Here is a 17,719-nt window from a genome sequence, read left to right as displayed (position 1 = left end):
GTGTCTTGTGAGGATTTACCTGTATGCAACTGGACTTGAATCTGCTGACCGTGCTGGATGCCCTGCTCGAAGAGGGCAGCGTGATGGGCGCTGCCGAGCGGCTCCACCTGTCCTCGCCCGCGGTCAGCCGGACCCTCGGCCGGCTTCGCGCCGTCACGGGGGACGACATCCTGGTGCGTACCGGCCACTCGATGACTCCCACTCCGTACGCGGTGTCGGTGCGGGAGGACGTGCACCGGCTGGTCAGGCAGGCGCACGAGGTGCTCTCGCCGGTCCGTGAGCTGAACCCGGCCGAGATGGAGCGCACCTTCACGATCCAGTGCCATGACGCGGTAGCCGCGTCACTGCTGCCGGTCCTGGTCGAGAGGATCCAGCAGCGGGCTTCCGGGGTGCAGCTGCGGGTGCTGGCGGAGAGCCCCGTCGACACCGACGACCTGCGGCACGGCCGTGTCGATCTGGAACTCGGCGGTGGCAGGCCCGGCCTGCCCGAGTTCCGGTCCGAGTCGCTCGGCGACGATCCTCTCGTGGTGGCGATGCGCGCGGACCACCCTTGTGCCGCCGGACTCGACCTGGCCTCCTACGCGGCGCAGCCGCATGTGGTGATCTCCCGGCGTGGCCGTCTCACCGCGCCGATCGACGACGTGCTGGCCGCCGAAGGGCTGCGGCGCCGGGTGGTCGCGGCGGTGGCGACGGTGTCCACGGCCCTGCAGATCGCCGCTCGCGGTGACGCGCTGGTCACCTGCACGGCGATCCACAGCCGCCCGCTCATCGAGGCGTTCGGGCTCCTCGCCCGGCCCCTGCCCATCGAGTCCCCGGCGGCGACGATCAACTGCAACTGGCACCAGCGCTTCGATTCCGACCCCGCCCACGCCTGGCTCCGCGAGCAGGTCCGGGCGTCGCTCGCGGAGATCACCGCCCGCTGACCGCGCCCCTCCGCGCGCGCCAACCGCTCTGCCTACCGCTCTGCCTACCGCGCCAACGGCAGGGCGACGGCGCCGGGGAAGGCAGGTGTCTCCGCTTCGTCGAGCATCGCCGCGGCGACGGTTTCCCGGCTGACCTTCGCACCGAGGTCGAAGGGGGGCCCGGCTTCCAGGCCGATCGTGCGCCGACGAGGGCTTTCCGGCCCGTCCGCGAGCATCCCGGCATGGAAGACGGTGCCACCGGCCGCGAGGACGGTGTTGTCGGCGTCGACCTTGTCGGCGAGCCGGTCGCCCAGCACCTTGGCGAGCATGTCCGCGCCCTCCCCCGCCACTTCGGCCGACTTGCCCGTGCCGTAGGCACCGAGCCAGATGACACGCCGCGGGCCGGCGGCGACGACGGCCCGGGCGCCGGTCAGCAGCGTCCCGGCACGGTCCGTGCCGAGTGCGGAGAGGACCACGCAACTCCCGTCCACGACGGCGGCGATGCTCGCCGCGTCGTGCACGTCGCCCGCCACCTTGCGCAGGGTCGGGGAGTCGGGCAGGGCGATCCGGTCGGGATCACGCGCGATGGCGGTCACGGTGTGACCACGTCGAAGTGCCTGGCGAGTGAGGGCGATTCCGGTCTGGCCGGAGGCCGCGAGGACGGTGAGGTTCATGCCGAGAACGTTAGGGAGGTCCTCACTTAACATCAAATGCAAGCATCTGACTTGATAATTTACTCAGACGCAATTGCTCGGACAGCAAGACTGAGGGTGCGCCGCGCCCTACCGGTTCGTGGCGTCGTCCTCGATGGACGGGGCCAGTGCGGCGGCAGCCATGGTGAGGGCCGTGCGCAGCGTCCGCTCACGGAGAGCAGGTCCTGCTGCCTGCCGACGACCGACACGGCGGCGCGGATGTGTCCGCCGGCATCGCGCACGGGAACGGCGTACTCGGTGACGCCGTGCTCGAACTCGCCGTGGGCCGCGACGATGCCGCGCAGTCGGCCGCGGTCGTTGGCGGCGGAGAGTTCCGCGGCGGAGTGGGCGGCGTTGGGGCCGCCGACGCCGATCAGCTCGTAGTCGTCGAGCAGGACGGAGACCTCCTCGGCGGTGCTCGGCGGTTCAGCGGGTTTCGGCCGCGACGCCGTCGGCCGTACCACTGGCTGGCATGTACCCCACCATGGGGCGGCGCAGGCGAGTTGCCGCAGGGAAATGTGATTGACGCTCCGGTGTGGGTCGTGAACGATCTCGGACCGTGACGACGAGCAAGGATCAGGATCAGCCCGCCCACGGAGGGGACACTCCGCCCGCCCGCCCGATCGCTCTGGTCACCGGCGTAGGTCGCACCGTCGGCATCGGCGCCGGCATCGCTCGTAGGCTGGCCGCGTCGGGCTGGGACATCGCCTTCACCTACTGGACCCCCTACGACGACCGCATGCCCTGGGGCAGGGAGCCCGGCGCGACACAAGCGATCCGTCACGCTCTTGCCCAGCGCGGTGCGTCCACCGCCACCGTCGAGGCGGATCTCGCCGACCCGTCCACCCCGGCACGTGTCTTCGACGAAGTCGAGGAACGCCTCGGCAAGGTCACCGCGCTGGTCATGTGCCACTGCGAGTCGGTCGACTCAGGCCTCCTCGACACCACGGTCGAGAGTTTCGACCGGCACTTCGCCGTCAACGCGCGTGCCACGTGGCTGCTCATCCGCGAATTCGGGAGCCGTTTCGCCTCCGTTCCGGGTACCGGCCGGATCGTCAGCCTCACCAGTGATCACACCGTGGGGAACCTGCCCTACGGGGCGAGCAAGGGAGCCCTGGACCGCATCACCCTGGCTGCCGCCCGCGAACTCGCCCACCTCGGCGTGACCGCCAACGCGATCAACCCCGGGCCGATCGACACCGGCTGGATGTCCGAGGAGATCCGGGATCACTGCATCCGCAGCACCCCGCTCGGGCGCGTGGGCACTCCGCAGGACACCGCGCACCTCGTGGACTTCCTGTGCTCCGGGGAGGGCGAGTGGATCAACGGTCAGCTGCTGATGAGCAACGGCGGCCTCGCATAGCGACCGCAGGGGCGGCCGCACCAACGCCCGCGGAACGCCCGCCGGCGCAGCCGTACGACATTCGAACGGACACCTCGCTCGGGGCTACGGGAAGGCCGTGCGCGCGGCTTGATCGGCATGCCCATGGACCGCTCTCCGACCGCTCTCCGGCCCCTTCCCAGGCGGTGCGTCCGAGTCTCCGGCGCTGTCTGCAGTTTGGCGACGTGTTCCTTGGAAACACGACTGGCGAATCGAACGCAAGGGAGAATCACTGCCATGGGCATCATCGCGTGGATAGCTATCGGTCTGCTCGCCGGGGCCATTGCCAAGGCGCTCATGCCGGGTAAAGACCCGGGCGGAATCATCGTCACCATGCTCATCGGTATCGCTGGTGGCCTTCTCGGAGGCTTCCTCGGCAAGGTGATCTTCGGAGTCGACTCGATCGACGGCTTCTTCGATCTGTCCACCTGGATCGCAGCCATCATCGGGTCCGTCATCCTCCTCGCGCTGTACCGGCTGTTCACGAACCGTGGACACCGGCGCGGGCACGCTCACGCCTGACGGTCCAAGGAGGCGTGACCGGGAGAACAGCCGCACGCAGTGAAAGTGAAGTAGCAGCGGAGTACGCGAGCGCCCCCGCAGACAGGCGGGGGCGCTCGCTGCCGTCTCGGCGAGTCGGGCGGTCACCCGGCGTGACCCGCGCCGGTTCCGTGCCGCCGTTCGCCGTGGTAGCGCGTCGCCAGGCGGGCGAGGGCGACAGCGGCGAGCAGGAGGCCGAAGTCGCGCAGCGCGATGTCGTAGTGGTCGGGGGTGGTCAGCAGGTTGACGATGACGCCGGTCAGCCAGCCGGCCACCAGCCAGGCTCCGAACCGGGGAACGAAGGCCACGGTGATGCCTGCCACGATCTCGATCACGCCCACGGCGTACATGGCCGCCTGGGCACTGCCGGGTACGAGATCGTCAATCCACGGCGCGAGGTAGGCGGGATCGGCGAGCAGCGCACGCCGCGGAGTGGCGGACGTGGTGCGTGAGGTGCGTGAGGTTAGGGAGGGCATGGCCCCCCTTCTATAGATGGCTCTCATTACTTATAGAAGCTCGGATCCTTTCTTTAGTCAATGGCCGTTGGTTTTACACTGGTGATCGTGGACGCCTCGAACGATGTACGCGACGCCGATGTCTCCGCCATCGCGGCTCTCGACGAGCCGACGCGCAGGAGGCTGTACGACCACGTGGTGCGTCGGCCCGGCCCCGTCAGCCGGGACGAAGCGGCCGCGGCGCTGGGTCTGGCGCGCCAGACCGCGGCCTTCCACCTCGACCGCCTGGCCGACGAGTCGCTGCTCGACGTCGTCTACGAGCGACGCAGCGGGCGGGCCGGACCGGGTGCGGGACGGCCGGCGAAGCTCTACCGGCGGTCGACGACACAGATCGCGGTCAGCCTGCCGGACCGGCGCTACGAGCTCGCCGGGCGACTCCTCGCACAGTCCGTCGAGGAATCCGCGGCGACCGGCGAGCCGGTGCGGGAGGTGCTGCACCGCAAGGCGGACGAACTCGGTACGCAGCTGGGAGAGCCGGCCGGCGGAAGCCTCCTCGACCTGCTAGAGCGGTACGGCTTCGAGCCGCGACACGAGGAAGGCGCCGTCGTGCTCGGCAACTGCCCCTTCCACGCCCTGGCCCGTGAGTACACCCAGACGGTGTGCGGCATGAACCTGCATCTGCTGCGCGGTGTCCTGCACGGGCTGGGCGAGCGCGGGTATACGGCCTGTCTGTCGCCCGGCCCGGATCGGTGCTGTGTCCGGTTGGAGCCCGTCGACTGATCGCCCCCGGAGGGCAGGACAGGCCTGTTCCGCGTCGTACGCGTGCGGCCGATCTCGGTGACGGATGCGGAGGTTGTAAGGAATCCGGCTCTGCCGCACATCTCCCGGTTGACGGCCTGATGGCGGTCGCGACCGGAACCATGGAGGTGTTGTGACACGACGACGAGATACCGCCGATGAGCACGCGGACCCCGACGGGCACAGGGCACTGGAAGCCCTCTACACGGCTCATGCCGACCGGGTCCACGCGTATCTCCTGCACCGCACGGACCGGGAGACGGCGCAGGACATCCTGTCCGAGACCTTCGTACTGGCCTGGCGCAAGTCCGACTCCGTGCCCGACGACGCCCTGCCGTGGCTGCTCGCCTCTGCACGGCGGCTGCTCGCCAACCGTGTGCGCTCGGATCAGCGCCACCGGGCACTGTCCGAGCGCATGGCGGCCATGGCCGACCGGGCAGGGGCGGCGGAGATCGGTGACGAGATCGGGACGCGTACCGAGGTGGCCGCCGCGCTGTCGGCGCTGTCCGAGCAGGACCGGGAGACGCTGCTGCTGAGCGCCTGGTACGGCCTGACGGCCAGACAGGCGGCCGTGGTCATGGGGTGCAGCACCACCGCCTTCGCGGTGCGCCTGCACCGGGCCCGCAAACGCTTCAGGGCGGCGCTGAGCCGCGCGGACCGGGCAGAACCCGTCCACGTCGCTCACTCTCACCCCCACCCCCACCCCCACCCCCACCCGAGCTTCGCCGAGCAGGAGTCAGCATGAAGCGGACGGCCACCACCCAGCAGAGCCAAGCGCCCGACCTCGTCGCCATCCGCGCGCTGCGACCCGACGACGAGGAGTGGGCGACGTCCGCCGACGGCCGGGCCGTACTGCGGGACATCCTGCGGCGTACCGAACAGCCGCCCGCCCCGGTCGGTTTGAGGAGGCGTCGGCGTCTGGTCCTGGTGGGCGCGGCCACGGCCGCACTCCTGGCAGGTGCCACGGCCACGGCCGTCGCCACTCTCGGGCCGTGGGACGAGAAAGGGCGCGACGTCATGTGCGCCCGCACCCTGTCGGCCGAGGCGGACCTGAGCCAGCTGCCGCTCAAGACCACGTTCGATCCGCGGGACGCCGCCCGTTCCTGCGCGGCAGCCTGGAAGCGGATGTGGGGCGAGTCCGCAGCCGGCACGGGGCCGGGCACCGCCAGGCCGACCCGGTTCGTGGCCTGCTACCACCCGAACGCGCAGCCCGACAACGGCGAGTCCTCGGACACCGGCACCCCGGGCGCCCTGGGCGCCCCGGTGATCTACCCGGCGGACGGGCACCCCACGGACGAGGCGGCCTGCGCGGCCATCGGATCCAGGCCTGTCGTGGGCGGCTGAGAACCCCGAGGTCAGTGGCCCGTGGGAGCCACGGGCACGGCCGGTCCGAGCCACAGTCCAGGCGGCCTTCGGGCTGATGGCGAGCGCCTGCTGGACGCGCTGCCCTCTTGCCCGGCTCGCCTACGCGGACAGCGCGCCGCTCTGTGCCGCCTTGTGGTGGCGCGCGGACAGGCGGGAGCCGGACTCGCGCCGGGCGGCGCGCCGCAGGAGGGGTACCGCGAGGAGGAATCCGAGCACCGCCCAGGCTGTCAACACCAGGGCCACCATGGGCAGTTCCCAGGAGCCGGCCGCTTCGGCGGACCGTGCCGCGTCGGGGAGCAGCGCCGAACGCAGGCCCTGTGCCATCCACTTGAGCGGAAAGACGGCGGCGACATGCTGGACCGGCACGGGCAGCGAGGTGATCGGGAACACCGTTCCGGAGATGAGGAGGAGCCCCATCGTCGGCAGCATGATCAACGCCAGCGCCTCCCGGGGATTGGGCAGTACGGCGCCGATGGCCGCGCCCAGGGGCACGACGGCGAGCAGCCCGAGCGTGGTGACCCACAGCAGTGTCAGCCAGTCGCCTGGCCCCCGGGGCAGCGGCCCGTCCACCAGCAGCGCCGCGGCCGCCAGGAGCAGGGCCAGGGTGCCGACCGCCACGACGACCACCAGCAGGCACTTGGCGACGAGGTAGGCGGGTATCCCGCCGGGCGTGGCGCGCAGCCGCAGCAGGGCACCCTCCTCCCGCTCGGTCACGAGTATCTGGGGCAGGTTGATCAGTCCGATCTGGAACAGCAGGTAGGCGGCGAAGCCCGCCAGCACCAGATGGGCCATCGGGGTACGGGTGCCGGGCACGTCGTCGCTGAGCCAGGCGGCGACGACCAGCGCGACGACCACGTTGGTCAGGTGGCCGAACATCTCCTTGCCGTTGCGCAGGAGGTGACGCAGTTCGATGCCGCCGCGCTGGATCCCGGCACGCCAACTGTTCGTCATGACTGTCCTGTTCACGCTGTCCGCGCCTCCTCGTCCGTGTGCCTGTCCCTGCCGTCGGCGTCCCGGTGCACCATGTGCAGGTAGGTGTCCTCCAGCGTCGGGCGGCGGACCTCCAGGCCGGCGATCGGGCGGTCCGCGTGCCGGTGGAGTTCCCAGACCAGCCGTGAGGGGTCCTCGGTGCGTTCGCGGCGCATCGTTCCGTCGTCGGCCGTCCAGCGGACCTCGGCCCGGGCGGCGGCCCGCCGGGCCAGTTCGGCGGGGGTGCCGCAGGCTCGGATCCGGCCACCGACCAGCACGGCGATCCGGTCGGCCAGGCGCTCGGCCTCCACCAGGTCGTGGGTGGTGAGCAGGACGGTGACGCCGTCGTCGCGGGCCAGCCGTTCGACCAGGACATGGAACTCGTGCCGCGCCTGAGGGTCGAAGCCGGTGGTCGGCTCGGTTAGGAAGAGGAGTTCGGGGCGGCCGACGATGCCGAGCGCGACGTCCAGCCGTCGGCGCTGGCCGCCGGACAGCCGGTCCACCCGCCGACCCGCCTGGTCGGTGAGGCCGACCAGGGCCAGCAGTTCGGCCGGGTCACGCGGGTCGGGGTAGTACGTGGCGAAGTGTGTCAGCAGCTCGGCGACCCGCCAGCGGCGGTGGTCGCGCCAGGACTGCAGGACCAGTCCGATCCTGCCGCGCCACGCGTCGCCGCCGCGCTCCGGGTCCGTACCGAGGACGCTCACCTCGCCCGCGGAGCGGCGTCGAAAACCCTCCAGGATCTCGACGGTGGTGGTCTTCCCCGCGCCGTTGGGCCCGAGAAGCGCGAAGACCTCGCCGCGATGGATGTCCAGGTCGACACCGTGGAGGACATCGATGTCGCCGTACGTCATCGTCACGCCGCGCGCATGGACGACGGGTTGGCCGGAGGTGGGCTTCGGCGTCATCGTCCCGCCCCCGAGGGGTGTCGCGGTGGTAGCGGTGATCCGGTCGACGCGGGAGGACCGGCGCCCTCGACGATCGCCCGGAGCGCTGCTACGTGCCCCTCGAAGGCGCCGCGTCCGCGGTCCGTCAGCCGTACCGTGGTGCGCCGTTTGCGTCCGCCGCCCTCTTTGTGGAGCTCCAGATATCCCGCCTCCTCCAGGGTGTGCAGTTGCTTGGAGAGCGCCGAGTCACTGAGCGAGAGGCTGTCGCGGACGAACGCGAAGTCCGCCCATTCGGTGGCCGCGAGCAGCGCGACCACCGACAGCCGGGTGGCAGGGTGGATCAGTTCGTCGAAGCCGGAGGGGGTACTCATCGGTCCTCCCCCGTGCCGACCGCTCCGGTTTCTGCCACCTGTGCGCCGCTGCGCCGCGCCGACCTGGCCGCCCAGCGGCTCGTCGGCCCGACGAACAGCACGAACACCGCCGCCGAGACCGTCGCCTGGATCAGACTGGCCGGCATCGGCTCCAGCGCGTCGACCAGCCGACCGGACAGCAGGACCGTCCCACCGGTCACCACCGCCCCCGCGACGAAGGTGGCGAGCATCGGCCGGGTGCACCGGGTGCGGTGCAGGCGCACGCGGCTGCGGCGGTTGTGGAGCACGGCCAGCGCGCCCAGCAGCGCCATGTACACGGCGGCGGCCAGACCCACGCCCCATCCGGGCAGGTCGAACCCCAGACCGGCCAGGAAGAGCCACATGAGCGCGGCCGTGGCCCAGGGGTTCCCCGAACCGCTCGCGGCGGACCGCTCGACCTCGTCGTACACCCGCTCCTGCGGCACGCGGATGCGCTGCAGATCTCTCCATGCCTGTTCGGCGTCCATCGGCGTACTCACGTCCCCGGCCCCTCCGCTCCCCGCGTTACTTGCCCACCGGGAAAGTTGTCTTCGACTTTCCTGTCAGGCAAGTCGGCGCTTCGTCTCGGTGCCGACCGACGTGCGAGAGGTGGCACGTCGGGGCACGGGGCCACAGATCTACGGTCTCTGCCCGGCGCCGAGGAGCTTCCAGGTCACGGGCGCAGGAGGGGAAAGTCGGCCCGGGCCCACAGGGCACGGACACCGGCGGGTCCCTCGTCGGCGGGGGTGTCCTCGGTGCTCCAGACCCTGTCGTGGGTGGAGCTGTCGACGGATGGCCAGCCAGGATTCCCGGTGGCGGCGAAATCGACCCACGCGCGCACCATGCGGCGTGAAAGTCCATGGTCCGCGGACGTGGGTGCCCCGCCGATGAGGAAGGACACGCTGTCAGCGTCGAGGTTTCCGAAGGCGAAGGGGATGTCCGCGCAGTGCCACGCCCGCACCACCGCGTTCGGGGGCCCGGCACGACGACGGTCGAAACGCGACAGGAACGCCCGGCCGCCTGCTCGGGCATGCTGCTCCGCGAGTCGGTTGCTGTACTCGCCGAACAGCAGATCACCGAAGACGCTGAGGTAGACGTCGAGCACGGGGGCCTGGGGCAGCGCGGCGCGGTAGCCGGCCACCAGGCCGTCGGGGAGGCCGAAGTCCTCGGCGAAGCGCGCGAGCTGCGCATCGGTGGTGATCTTCGCGCTGCTGCCGACGGCATCGAGCAGCCAGTACTCCTGCGTGGTGTGGCAGACCAGCAGGTCCACCCCCCGGGCCGCACCGGCCGCCATCCCGGTGAGGGGGTCGGTGGGCAGGACGTCGCCGTCGAGGACGGGCGCGTAGAGCACGGGGTCGTAGTGGCGGGATCCGGAGGCGGGGTCGCGACGGTAGCCGTCGGCCACCCTGTCGGAGGCGGCGACGAGCGCCTGCGCAGTCGCGGACGTCAGGCCGTCGGCCGTTGCGGGACAGCCCGCCGCCGCGGCGACCTCACGGGTGGTCGCGGCAGCGATCTCGCGTGTGTAGCAGGGACTGGCGGCGCTGTGGGCGATGGCACGGTGGAACAGCCCGCGGGCACGATCCATCACCATCAGGCAGGCGACCGAGGCGGCCCCGGAGGACTGGCCGGCGACCGTCACGTTGCCCGGGTCGCCACCGAAGGCGGCGATGTTCTCATGTACCCAGCGCAGGGCCGCGACCTGGTCGAGCAGGCCCCGGTTGTCCGGGTGAACCGGTCCTTCGGCTCGGGGGACATGGCCGAAGCCCTCGAAGCCGAGCCGGTAGTTGAGGGTGACCACGACCAGACCGGCGCGGGCCAGCGCCGTGCCGTCGAAGTCGGGTTGGGCGGAGGATCCGAAGGTGTAGGCGCCGCCGTGGATCCAGACCAGGACGGGCAGGTGGCCGCCCTCGGGTGCCGGCGTCCAGATGTTGACGGTGAGGATGTCCTCCTCGTCGGGCGACCACAGGGGCGCCCCGGGCAACTGTGCCGACTGCGGGGCGATCGGGCCGTACTCCGTGCACGCCCGCACACCGGCCCACGACGGTGCCGGAAGTGGTTCCCGGAACCGGCCCGCTCCGAACGGCGGGGCGGCATAGGGGATGCCCAGGACGGCGACGACATCGGCAGAGGCCCGAAAGCCTTGCACCGAGCCGCCTTTCGTCCGGAAGGTGACCACGCGAAGACTTCCTCTCGCTGCTGCACACCGGAACGCCGGGGAACCGACACGAACACGCAGCCGCCCACGCGGCGGCCACGCCTCTACCCGCTCAGTGCGTCCTCGATCCAGGTGGTGGCGAAGTCGACGACCTGTGCGGCCTCGAACAGATGGCTCTCGGCGGCGCCGACCCTGCCTTGGCGGCCGATTCCCGCAGCGAGCATGTCCTGGACGATGACTTCGAACGGCTCCCGTCCTTGGGCCACCGCGGAGGAGTAGTCGAAGGCGCCTTCTTCCGAGTCGATGTCGTGGAAGCGGCGCCAGACCCGTCGGCCGTCCACGAGGATGGGCTGTTCGTAGTCCACGAACCGCTTGCCGGGGGCGTCGGCGAGAGCCTCGGCGTGGTGCAGGAGCGTCATGGTGTCCAGCGGTGCTCCCAGCAGGAGTACCCGGCCACTGCCCGCGGTCAACCGTGCCAGGGGGCTGCCGGGGCCGTGGGGGTCGTCCCAGGGATGGTCGGCCATCAGGTCGGCTGCCGCGGACCCCAGGGCCGCGAAGCTGACATCCGGGTGGCGGCTGCGGATCGCTCCGGGTCGGCGGCGCAGCGCTTCGGGGAGTCGGCCGTTGCTGTGATCGGCTTCGCTGAAGTCCGGGTCGTAGACGGGGTGTTCCTCGCGCAGGGCATCCTGCCAGGCTTGCGGCCAGGTCACGAAGTCGTACGGCGGCGCGTCGTTCCAACCGCAGGTCACCATCAAGGTCCCCCGCGATCCCACCACGTCACGCAGGGCCTCGATGACCGTCTCCGGTCCGCCGGCCACGTAGCCGATGGCGGACATGCGGGTATGGAACATCACGAGATCGCCGTCGCCGAGGCCGAGTTCGGCCAGGTCATGGCTGATCCGGCTCCGGGTCACGGGACCGCCGGATCGCCTGAGCAGGTCCATTTCATCCACGCTCGCGAACCTATCCCCGCACTACGGCCTCCGGGCAACCGAATTGCCGGCGGACACTTCTGTGGAGGTAAGGGGTGCGAGTGCGGTGCGCGTGCTGTGGCGTCGATGCGGCGTGGCTGGCGGGGCGGGGCATGGGCTTCAGCGATCGCCATCACGCCGCGCCCTTCGGGGCGGGGTGAACACATACAGGTCAAGGATGTCGGGGCAGGGAGCGACACCAGGACCACCGGCCCGTACCCAGGCGGCGATGTCCTCGGTGGCGTCGGAGTCGTTGACGAGGCCGAGCCAGACCGGGCGGGCTCCTGCCGCGCGGGCGGCGGTGGAGGGCTGGACGACGATGACGTTCGCGTGCTCGCAGACGTCGAGACAGGCCGCGACGCGCACGGGAGCGTTCTCGGACAGCCACTCGACCTGCCGGGTGTGATCGACTCCGGTGACCTTCGGGGTTCCGCAGCAGCAGTCCCGGCAGACCACGATGCGGCACGGCGCCGGTTCGGCCCGGCCGTGCTTCCTTTGTGCTGCTTCACGTCGCTGTCGAGACATCGCTCGTCGTGCTCCTCTCGCGGGCGGATCCGTCCTGGGCCGTGGGGCGCAGGAAGCGGATCACGGGGTGGCCGGGGGCGTGGGTGACCTCGGCGCGGACGCCGTAGACCTGTTCGATGAGGCTTGGGGTCAGGACCTCGGTCGGGATGCCCTGCGTGACGGCGCGGCCGTCGCGCAGGACGAGCAGGCGGTCGCAGTACATCGCGGCGAGGTTGAGGTCGTGCAGGGCGATCACGGTGGTGACCGGCAGGTCGGCGACGAGGTCCAGCAGGTCGAGTTGGTGCTGGATGTCGAGGTGGTTGGTCGGTTCGTCGAGCAGGAGTTCGCGAGGCTTCTGCGCGAGGGCGCGGGCGATCTGGGCGCGCTGGCGCTCGCCGCCGGACAGGGTGTGCCAGGACTGGTCGGACCGGTCGGTCAGTCCGGTGCGTGCCAGGGCCTCGGTGACGGCCTCCGCGTCGGCCACCGTGGGCGGTGTCCAGGCGCGGCGATGCGGGATGCGGCCGAGGGCGACGACCTCGCGGACGGTCAGTTCGGTCTGGGTGTGGGCGTGTTGTTCGACGGTGGCGACGCGGCGGGCGATGGCACGGCGGCCGACCTCGGTGAGCGGACGCCCGTCCAGGGTGACGACTCCGCCGGTCGGCGCGAGAACCCCGGCCAGCAGCCTGAGCAGCGTCGACTTTCCCGAACCGTTGGGGCCGAGCAGACCGACGGTCTCACCGGAGCGGAGGGCGAGGGTGACGCCGTCGACGACGACCTTGTCGCCGATGCGCCGCACGACACGGTTCGCGTGCAGGCTGGTCATGTCCTTCTCCGTCCGCGGTAGAGCACGGCCACGAACGCCGGTACCCCGATGAGGGACGTCAGTACGCCCACCGGGACCTCCTGGGGGTCGAGAACGGTTCGGGCGAGGGTGTCCACCCACACCAGGAAGACGGCTCCGGTCAGCGCCGTGATCGGCAGCAGACGGGCGTGGCCTGCGCCGGTGAGAGCGCGGGTGGCATGGGGCAGGACCAGTCCGACGAACCCGATCGCTCCGGCGCAGCTGACCAGGGCGGCGGTGAGCAGCGCGGTGGCGCAGAGCAGGATCAGCCGGGTACGGGCCACGTGGACGCCCAGCGATGCCGCCGCCTCCTCACCGAACGCGAACGCGTCCAGGGTGCGGGCGTGCGCGAGGCAGACCAGCAGGACCACGGCCAGGACGACCGCGCAGAGCACCACCTGGCCCCAGTCGGCGCCGGTGAGCGAGCCGAGCAGCCAGAACAGCACGCCACGGGTGGTCTCGGCGTCGGCGGAGGTCAGGACGATGAACGAGGTCAGGGCGGAGAAGAGTTGCATGACGGCGACGCCGGACAGGACGACGCGGTCGGTGCTGCCGCCGAGGGTGTGGCTGAGCAGCAGCACCAGGGCGAAGGAGAGCAGAGCGCCGAGGAACGCCCCCGCCGACAGGGACACCACTCCCCCGCCCACGCCCAGGACGACGACGGCGACCGCTCCGGTGGAGGCGCCGGAGGAGACGCCGAGGACGAACGGGTCGGCGAGAGGGTTGCGCAGCAGGGACTGCATGACCGCCCCGCAGACCGCGAGTCCGGCTCCGCACACCGCGGCGAGCAGGGTGCGGGGCATGCGCAGGTTCCACACGATGCCGTCCCGCAGCGGCGCCAACGTGCCTTCGCCGAGGCCGAGATGGGCGGCGACGGAGGCCCAGACGTCGTCGGCGGAGATGTCGGCGGGTCCGATCGTCACCGCGACGGCGACCGACGCGAGCAGCGCGGCGGAGCCGCCGCCGGTCAACAGCAGTGCGCGCAGGCTCACTTGACGAGCCCGAAGTCGCGCAGGCCGGCGGTGACCTTCTCGATCCCTTCGACGGTGCGGATGGAGGGGTTCATCGCCTGCCCGCTGAGCAGGACGTACCGCTTCTTCTTTACGGCGGTCAGGTTGCGGGTGGCGGGGTGGGTCTCCAGGAAGCGGATCTTGGCCTCGGCGGTTTCGGCGGTCTGCTGCCTGCGGGTGAGGTCGCCGATCACGATGACGTCGGGGTCACGCTCGGCGACGGTCTCCCAGCCGATCTGGGGCCACTCGTCATGGGTGTCGGCGAAGGCGTTCTTCGCGCCGACGGCCCGGCTGATGGCACCAGGGGCACCGCAGCAGCCGGCGAGGTAGGGCGACTGGGAGTTGGCGAACCAGTACATGAGCGAGACGCCGGAGGCGTCCAGCCCTTCGGTCGCCTTGCGCACCCGCTCCTTCAGCTCGGCGACGAGCTTGTCGCCGCGGGCGTCGACGTCGAACGCGCGAGCCAGGTCGTGTATCTCGCCGTAGACGGCGTCCAGGGTGAGGGGCTTGCTGCGCGATCCGTCGCCGCCGCTGTCGTTGTCCTTGCCGGCCGAGCAGTCGGAGGGCGAGACGTACGTGGGCACGCCCAGCTTCTCGAACTGCTCGCGGGTGGCGACGCCGCCCTTGCCGAGGGTGGAGACGAAGGAGGCGGTGACGAAGTCGGGTTCGGCGTCCAGGACCTTCTCGAAGGAGGGCGCGTTGTCGGCGAGTCGGGGCACGGACGCGTTGGCCTTGTCCAGGCCCTTCATGACCGGGTCGGTCCAGGTGGCGGTGCCTGCCATGCGGTCGGCGAGGCCGAGGGAGAGCAGGATCTCCGTGGTGCCCTGATTGAGCGAGACGGCCCTCTGCGGAGCCGACTTCAGGGTGGCCTTCCGGCCACAGTTGTCGATGGTGCGCGGGTAGTCCGCGCCGGCGGACGGCTGGGTGCCCTCGGTGTCGCCTGCGGAACCGCCGCAGGCGGTGAGCAGCAGCGCGGGAGCAAGGAGGAAGGCAGCGGGACGAAGGGCGGTGCGGAGCACGGGCGTACCTCGGTGGTCGGGGCTCGTTCGCGGAGCCTGGCCTACGGACGTCCTCCGCGCACGGGTGCGGAGGTGCCAGCAGGTCTTCGGACTCGGGTTCGTCCGGACGAGGCGCCTTCCCGGTCTCCCAGTGACATGCGTGCCCCGCCCGTCCCCCTCACCGCTGCGCGTCAGTTCCGGATTCGCACCGGATTCCCTGGCCTCGGATGTGGCTCGACTGGCTCCCCGAGGCTATCAAGATCGCCGCGTCGTCGGGTCGTGCGATCGGTCACGGGAATTGGGACACGGGACATTGGACACGGGGCACGGGGCACGGGGCACGGGACACGGGACACGGGGCGGAGGTGCTCACGTACTGATGCAGCACGCCGTCGTCCGCGAGGCGATCCGCAGCGCGCGCGGCACAGGGTTGCTGCGGTGCACCGGGGCCCGCAGAGCAGGGCCCGGACCCCGGACACGGACGGCGGGTCGAGCGGATGGAGAAGGGCCCTCACAAGTCACGTCCTTGCGAGGGCCCTTCGCCTTGCCGCCTGCCCGGTGAAGGTTGAGAAGACGATCACGAGCAGGACGTCGGTGCGGACGCCGTCACGGTCACGGCGTCAGCGCTCAGGGGGTGAGCAGCAGGCTGTCGCCGCGCTCCTTGGCGGCGGCGTAACGCTTCGCCACGTCCTGCCAGTTGACGACGGCCCACATGGCGTCGATGAAGTCGACCTTCTGGTTCTTGTACTGCAGGTAGAAGGCGTGCTCCCAGGCGTCGAAGACCAGGATCGGGGTCGAGCCCTGGCCGACGTTGCCCTGGTGGTCGTAGACCTGCTCCACGATCAGGCGACCGCTCAGCGGCTCGTAGGCGAGGACCCCCCAGCCTGAACCCTGCGTGGTGGCCGACGCCTTGGTGAGCTGGGCCTTGAACCCCGCGAAGGAGCCGAAGGACTCGGCGAGGGCGTCGGCCAACTCGCCCACGCCGTCCGCGGCCAGGGGCTCGCCACCGCCGTCGCCGGTCATGTTGTGCCAGTAGATGGAGTGCAGGATGTGTCCGGAGAGGTGGAAGGCCAGGTTCTTCTCCAGGCCGCTGATCGAGCCCCACTGTTCCTTGTCCCGCGCCTCCGCCAGCTGCTCCAAGGTGTCGTTCGCGCCCTTGACGTACGCCGCGTGGTGCTTGTCGTGGTGCAGCTCGACGATCTGCGGGTTGATGACCGGTTCGAGTGCCGCGTAGTCGTAGGGAAGCTCCGGGAGCGTGTAAACCGCCATGTCCAACGTCCTCCGCGACGTAATTGCAAATGATACGCAAGTGCATGCTAACAGCATTTACGGATGATTGCCGATCAGACGCAGGTCCTGGGACCACGGTCGTACGGCGGACCCGGAGGACGTCTCGGTGCCGTGACGCTTCCGCTGCCGCCGCCCGGGGTGCCGTCCCTGCGCCTGGGCGCTTGCATGGAGATCGAGATCGCGGTCCAATGCTGAAGATGACTGCCACTGATGGGCACGGCCCCGCAGACACCGGAGCCGAGCTCGCGAACCCTCTCGAGGTGCTGTCGCTCGAACAGCTCCGTGAGCGCAAGAGCATGAAGTGGCGTACCCACCCCACCGACGTCCTGCCGCTGTGGGTGGCGGAGATGGACGTCCCGCTCGCCGAGGCGGTCGCCGACGCACTGCGCGAGGCCATCGCCTCGGGCGACACCGGGTATCCCGCCGGAACCGACTTCGCCGAATCGCTGGCCGGTTTCGCCGTACGGCGCTGGAACTGGGACGGCGTGGCGATCGACCGCTCCGCGCTGATCCCGGACGTGATGATGGGCGCGGTCCAGGTACTGCGGCTGATCACCGAGCCCGGCGACCCCGTCGTCGTCAACTCCCCCGTGTACGCGCCCTTCTACGCCTTCATCGCCCATGACGACCGCCGCGTCGTCGAAGCCCCCCTCGGGCGGGACCTCCGTATCGACCTGGATACGCTCGAGGACACGTTCCGCCGGACCCGGGAGCGGAGCGGCAGGGGCGCGATCGCGTACCTCCTCAGCAATCCGCACAACCCCACCGGCACGGTCCACACCTCCGAGGAGCTGTGCGCCGTGGCGGAGTTGGCCCGCCGGTACGGAGTCCGTGTCGTGGCCGACGAGATCCACGCGCCGCTCGTCCTTCGGGGCGCGAGGTTCACGCCCTACCTGAGCGTGCCGGGCGCCGAGGACGCCTTCTCGCTCATGTCGGCGACCAAGGGCTGGAATCTCGCCGGAATCAAGGCCGCGCTCGCTCTCGCGGGACCCGAGGCGGCCGGTGATCTGCGGAGGATGCCCGAGGAGGTGCACCACGGCGCGAGCTACCTCGGCGTCATCGCCCACGCGGCGGCCTACCGTCACGGTGACAGGTGGCTCGACGCGTTGCTGGCGGGGCTCGACGCGAACCGTGCCCTGCTGGCCGACCTCGTCGCCGAACACCTGCCCGGGATCGGGTACACCGAGCCGGAGGGCACCTACCTGGCGTGGCTCGACTGCCGCTCCCTCGGCCTCGACGCCGAACAGGGCGCGACGGACCTCGCGGTCGTCAGCGACCTGGCTGGCCCGGCACGGCTGTTCCTCGACCACGCCGGAGTCGCCCTGTCCTCTGGGCACATCTTCGGTACGGGAGGAGCCGGGCACGTCCGCCTGAACTTCGCCACCTCCCGGTCCATCCTCACCGAGGCGGTCACCCGCATGGGACGCGCCGCCTCGGCTCTCCACACGCGCTACGACGATCACGCGCACGGATGACGACGGCCGCCCCGCGACCGCACTGCGCGAGGCTCTCACTCATGTCACTCATGTTCGTTCAGGGGCTCGATGATCAGGCGTGTGAGGGTCGGGGAAGCCT

21 protein-coding genes and 1 riboswitch are annotated in these 17,719 nt (G+C 70.8%); of the genes, 7 read left to right on the top strand and 14 right to left on the bottom strand.

Going from position 1 to position 17,719, the window contains the following annotated elements:
- Nucleotides 1–23: 23 nt before the first annotated feature.
- A complete protein-coding gene (locus STRBO_RS0121830) occupies nt 24–923 on the top strand; it encodes a LysR family transcriptional regulator (RefSeq protein WP_005473791.1) in 900 nt (299 codons plus the stop codon).
- Nucleotides 924–967: 44 nt separating this feature from the next.
- Here the strand turns inward: STRBO_RS0121830 and STRBO_RS0121825 are convergent, their stop codons facing one another.
- Both STRBO_RS0121825 and STRBO_RS0121820 read right to left on the bottom strand, forming a co-directional pair.
- Complete coding sequence (locus tag STRBO_RS0121825; RefSeq protein ID WP_005473793.1) at nt 968–1,576, bottom strand: NAD(P)-dependent oxidoreductase; 609 nt, start codon at nt 1,574–1,576, stop codon at nt 968–970.
- Nucleotides 1,577–1,635: 59 nt separating this feature from the next.
- Nucleotides 1,636–2,058: an IclR family transcriptional regulator gene (locus STRBO_RS0121820; protein ID WP_005473795.1), complete on the bottom strand. Its 423-nt coding sequence runs from the start codon at nt 2,056–2,058 to the stop codon at nt 1,636–1,638.
- A 95-nt stretch (nt 2,059–2,153) separates the two neighbouring features.
- Between STRBO_RS0121820 and STRBO_RS0121815 the strand changes: the two genes are divergently transcribed.
- Both STRBO_RS0121815 and STRBO_RS0121810 read left to right on the top strand, forming a co-directional pair.
- Nucleotides 2,154–2,957: an SDR family oxidoreductase gene (locus STRBO_RS0121815; protein WP_020114760.1), complete on the top strand. Its 804-nt coding sequence runs from the start codon at nt 2,154–2,156 to the stop codon at nt 2,955–2,957.
- A 255-nt stretch (nt 2,958–3,212) separates the two neighbouring features.
- Nucleotides 3,213–3,497, top strand: a complete 285-nt coding sequence (locus tag STRBO_RS0121810; RefSeq protein WP_005473800.1) for a GlsB/YeaQ/YmgE family stress response membrane protein — start codon at nt 3,213–3,215, stop codon at nt 3,495–3,497.
- Nucleotides 3,498–3,619: 122 nt separating this feature from the next.
- On the opposite strand, the gene STRBO_RS0121805 is transcribed toward STRBO_RS0121810, so the two are convergent.
- Entirely contained in the window at nt 3,620–3,991 is a 372-nt protein-coding gene (locus tag STRBO_RS0121805; RefSeq protein WP_005473801.1) for a hypothetical protein, read from the bottom strand.
- Nucleotides 3,992–4,051: 60 nt separating this feature from the next.
- On the opposite strand from STRBO_RS0121805, the gene STRBO_RS0121800 reads away from it, so the two are divergent.
- The 3 genes from STRBO_RS0121800 to STRBO_RS0121790 all read left to right on the top strand — a co-directional run bounded on the left by STRBO_RS0121800 (nt 4,052) and on the right by STRBO_RS0121790 (nt 6,112).
- Nucleotides 4,052–4,750 carry a helix-turn-helix transcriptional regulator gene (locus tag STRBO_RS0121800; RefSeq protein ID WP_202499392.1) on the top strand — a complete coding sequence of 233 codons (699 nt, stop codon included), beginning with the start codon at nt 4,052–4,054 and terminating at the stop codon, nt 4,748–4,750.
- Between the two features lie 151 nt (nt 4,751–4,901).
- Nucleotides 4,902–5,513: an RNA polymerase sigma factor gene (locus STRBO_RS0121795; RefSeq protein WP_005473805.1), complete on the top strand. Its 612-nt coding sequence runs from the start codon at nt 4,902–4,904 to the stop codon at nt 5,511–5,513.
- A complete protein-coding gene (locus STRBO_RS0121790; protein ID WP_005473806.1) occupies nt 5,510–6,112 on the top strand; it encodes a hypothetical protein in 603 nt (200 codons plus the stop codon). The genes STRBO_RS0121795 and STRBO_RS0121790 overlap by 4 nt, the downstream gene beginning before the upstream one ends.
- Before the next feature lie 120 nt (nt 6,113–6,232).
- Here STRBO_RS0121790 and STRBO_RS0121785 read toward each other — a convergent pair whose 3' ends face one another.
- The 11 genes from STRBO_RS0121785 to STRBO_RS0121735 all read right to left on the bottom strand — a co-directional run bounded on the left by STRBO_RS0121785 (nt 6,233) and on the right by STRBO_RS0121735 (nt 16,123).
- Nucleotides 6,233–7,084 (bottom strand): ABC transporter permease, encoded by an 852-nt coding sequence (locus tag STRBO_RS0121785; RefSeq protein ID WP_005473807.1) that lies wholly within the window; start codon nt 7,082–7,084, stop codon nt 6,233–6,235.
- Nucleotides 7,085–7,095: 11 nt separating this feature from the next.
- On the bottom strand, nt 7,096–8,007 hold the full coding sequence (locus STRBO_RS0121780) for an ABC transporter ATP-binding protein (RefSeq protein WP_020114759.1): 912 nt from the start codon (nt 8,005–8,007) through the stop codon (nt 7,096–7,098).
- Nucleotides 8,004–8,357, bottom strand: coding sequence for a transcriptional regulator (locus STRBO_RS0121775; RefSeq protein WP_005473810.1), 354 nt, complete (start codon nt 8,355–8,357; stop codon nt 8,004–8,006). Before STRBO_RS0121775 ends, STRBO_RS0121780 begins: the two co-directional genes overlap by 4 nt.
- The gene (locus STRBO_RS0121770; RefSeq protein WP_005473822.1) at nt 8,354–8,863 is read right to left on the bottom strand and encodes a hypothetical protein; all 510 of its coding nucleotides are present in this window, start codon (nt 8,861–8,863) and stop codon (nt 8,354–8,356) included. The genes STRBO_RS0121775 and STRBO_RS0121770 overlap by 4 nt, the downstream gene beginning before the upstream one ends.
- 185 nt (nt 8,864–9,048) lie before the next feature.
- Nucleotides 9,049–10,551, bottom strand: a complete 1,503-nt coding sequence (locus STRBO_RS0121765; protein ID WP_005473823.1) for a carboxylesterase/lipase family protein — start codon at nt 10,549–10,551, stop codon at nt 9,049–9,051.
- 83 nt (nt 10,552–10,634) lie between these two features.
- The gene (gene aac(3) / locus STRBO_RS0121760) at nt 10,635–11,483 is read right to left on the bottom strand and encodes an aminoglycoside 3-N-acetyltransferase (protein ID WP_028796785.1); all 849 of its coding nucleotides are present in this window, start codon (nt 11,481–11,483) and stop codon (nt 10,635–10,637) included.
- 138 nt (nt 11,484–11,621) lie between these two features.
- Nucleotides 11,622–12,026, bottom strand: a complete 405-nt coding sequence (locus STRBO_RS0121755) for a hypothetical protein (protein WP_005473825.1) — start codon at nt 12,024–12,026, stop codon at nt 11,622–11,624.
- Nucleotides 12,007–12,828, bottom strand: a complete 822-nt coding sequence (locus STRBO_RS0121750; RefSeq protein WP_005473826.1) for an ABC transporter ATP-binding protein — start codon at nt 12,826–12,828, stop codon at nt 12,007–12,009. The genes STRBO_RS0121755 and STRBO_RS0121750 overlap by 20 nt, the downstream gene beginning before the upstream one ends.
- Nucleotides 12,825–13,838 carry a FecCD family ABC transporter permease gene (locus STRBO_RS0121745; RefSeq protein ID WP_005473827.1) on the bottom strand — a complete coding sequence of 338 codons (1,014 nt, stop codon included), beginning with the start codon at nt 13,836–13,838 and terminating at the stop codon, nt 12,825–12,827. Before STRBO_RS0121745 ends, STRBO_RS0121750 begins: the two co-directional genes overlap by 4 nt.
- Entirely contained in the window at nt 13,835–14,875 is a 1,041-nt protein-coding gene (locus STRBO_RS0121740) for an ABC transporter substrate-binding protein (RefSeq protein WP_005473828.1), read from the bottom strand. The genes STRBO_RS0121745 and STRBO_RS0121740 overlap by 4 nt, the downstream gene beginning before the upstream one ends.
- Nucleotides 14,876–14,935: 60 nt before the next feature.
- Nucleotides 14,936–15,112: riboswitch (cobalamin riboswitch) on the bottom strand.
- Between the two features lie 369 nt (nt 15,113–15,481).
- Nucleotides 15,482–16,123 (bottom strand): superoxide dismutase, encoded by a 642-nt coding sequence (locus STRBO_RS0121735; protein WP_005473829.1) that lies wholly within the window; start codon nt 16,121–16,123, stop codon nt 15,482–15,484.
- Between the two features lie 209 nt (nt 16,124–16,332).
- On the opposite strand from STRBO_RS0121735, the gene STRBO_RS0121730 reads away from it, so the two are divergent.
- Nucleotides 16,333–17,619 carry a MalY/PatB family protein gene (locus STRBO_RS0121730; RefSeq protein ID WP_005473836.1) on the top strand — a complete coding sequence of 429 codons (1,287 nt, stop codon included), beginning with the start codon at nt 16,333–16,335 and terminating at the stop codon, nt 17,617–17,619.
- The last annotated feature ends 100 nt before the right edge of the window (nt 17,620–17,719 follow it).

Origin of the sequence: Streptomyces bottropensis ATCC 25435 (genome assembly GCF_000383595.1) — a bacterium.
GTDB lineage: Bacteria > Actinomycetota > Actinomycetes > Streptomycetales > Streptomycetaceae > Streptomyces > Streptomyces bottropensis.
This window is presented reverse-complemented; position numbering and strand designations above follow the sequence as displayed.

Bases quoted from the DNA above. Each gene is read 5' to 3' on its own strand.
- STRBO_RS0121830 (WP_005473791.1), top strand. From the start codon at position 24: ATGCAACTGGACTTGAATCTGCTGACCGTGCTGGATGCCCTGCTCGAA.
- STRBO_RS0121825 (WP_005473793.1), bottom strand. From the start codon at position 1,576: ATGAACCTCACCGTCCTCGCGGCCTCCGGCCAGACCGGAATCGCCCTC.
- STRBO_RS0121810 (WP_005473800.1), top strand. From the start codon at position 3,213: ATGGGCATCATCGCGTGGATAGCTATCGGTCTGCTCGCCGGGGCCATT.
- STRBO_RS0121805 (WP_005473801.1), bottom strand. From the start codon at position 3,991: ATGCCCTCCCTAACCTCACGCACCTCACGCACCACGTCCGCCACTCCG.
- STRBO_RS0121800 (WP_202499392.1), top strand. From the start codon at position 4,052: ATGGCCGTTGGTTTTACACTGGTGATCGTGGACGCCTCGAACGATGTA.
- STRBO_RS0121790 (WP_005473806.1), top strand. From the start codon at position 5,510: ATGAAGCGGACGGCCACCACCCAGCAGAGCCAAGCGCCCGACCTCGTC.
- STRBO_RS0121785 (WP_005473807.1), bottom strand. From the start codon at position 7,084: ATGACGAACAGTTGGCGTGCCGGGATCCAGCGCGGCGGCATCGAACTG.
- STRBO_RS0121780 (WP_020114759.1), bottom strand. From the start codon at position 8,007: ATGACGCCGAAGCCCACCTCCGGCCAACCCGTCGTCCATGCGCGCGGC.
- STRBO_RS0121775 (WP_005473810.1), bottom strand. From the start codon at position 8,357: ATGAGTACCCCCTCCGGCTTCGACGAACTGATCCACCCTGCCACCCGG.
- STRBO_RS0121770 (WP_005473822.1), bottom strand. From the start codon at position 8,863: ATGGACGCCGAACAGGCATGGAGAGATCTGCAGCGCATCCGCGTGCCG.
- STRBO_RS0121755 (WP_005473825.1), bottom strand. From the start codon at position 12,026: ATGTCTCGACAGCGACGTGAAGCAGCACAAAGGAAGCACGGCCGGGCC.
- STRBO_RS0121750 (WP_005473826.1), bottom strand. From the start codon at position 12,828: ATGACCAGCCTGCACGCGAACCGTGTCGTGCGGCGCATCGGCGACAAG.
- STRBO_RS0121735 (WP_005473829.1), bottom strand. From the start codon at position 16,123: ATGGCGGTTTACACGCTCCCGGAGCTTCCCTACGACTACGCGGCACTC.
- STRBO_RS0121730 (WP_005473836.1), top strand. From the start codon at position 16,333: ATGCTGAAGATGACTGCCACTGATGGGCACGGCCCCGCAGACACCGGA.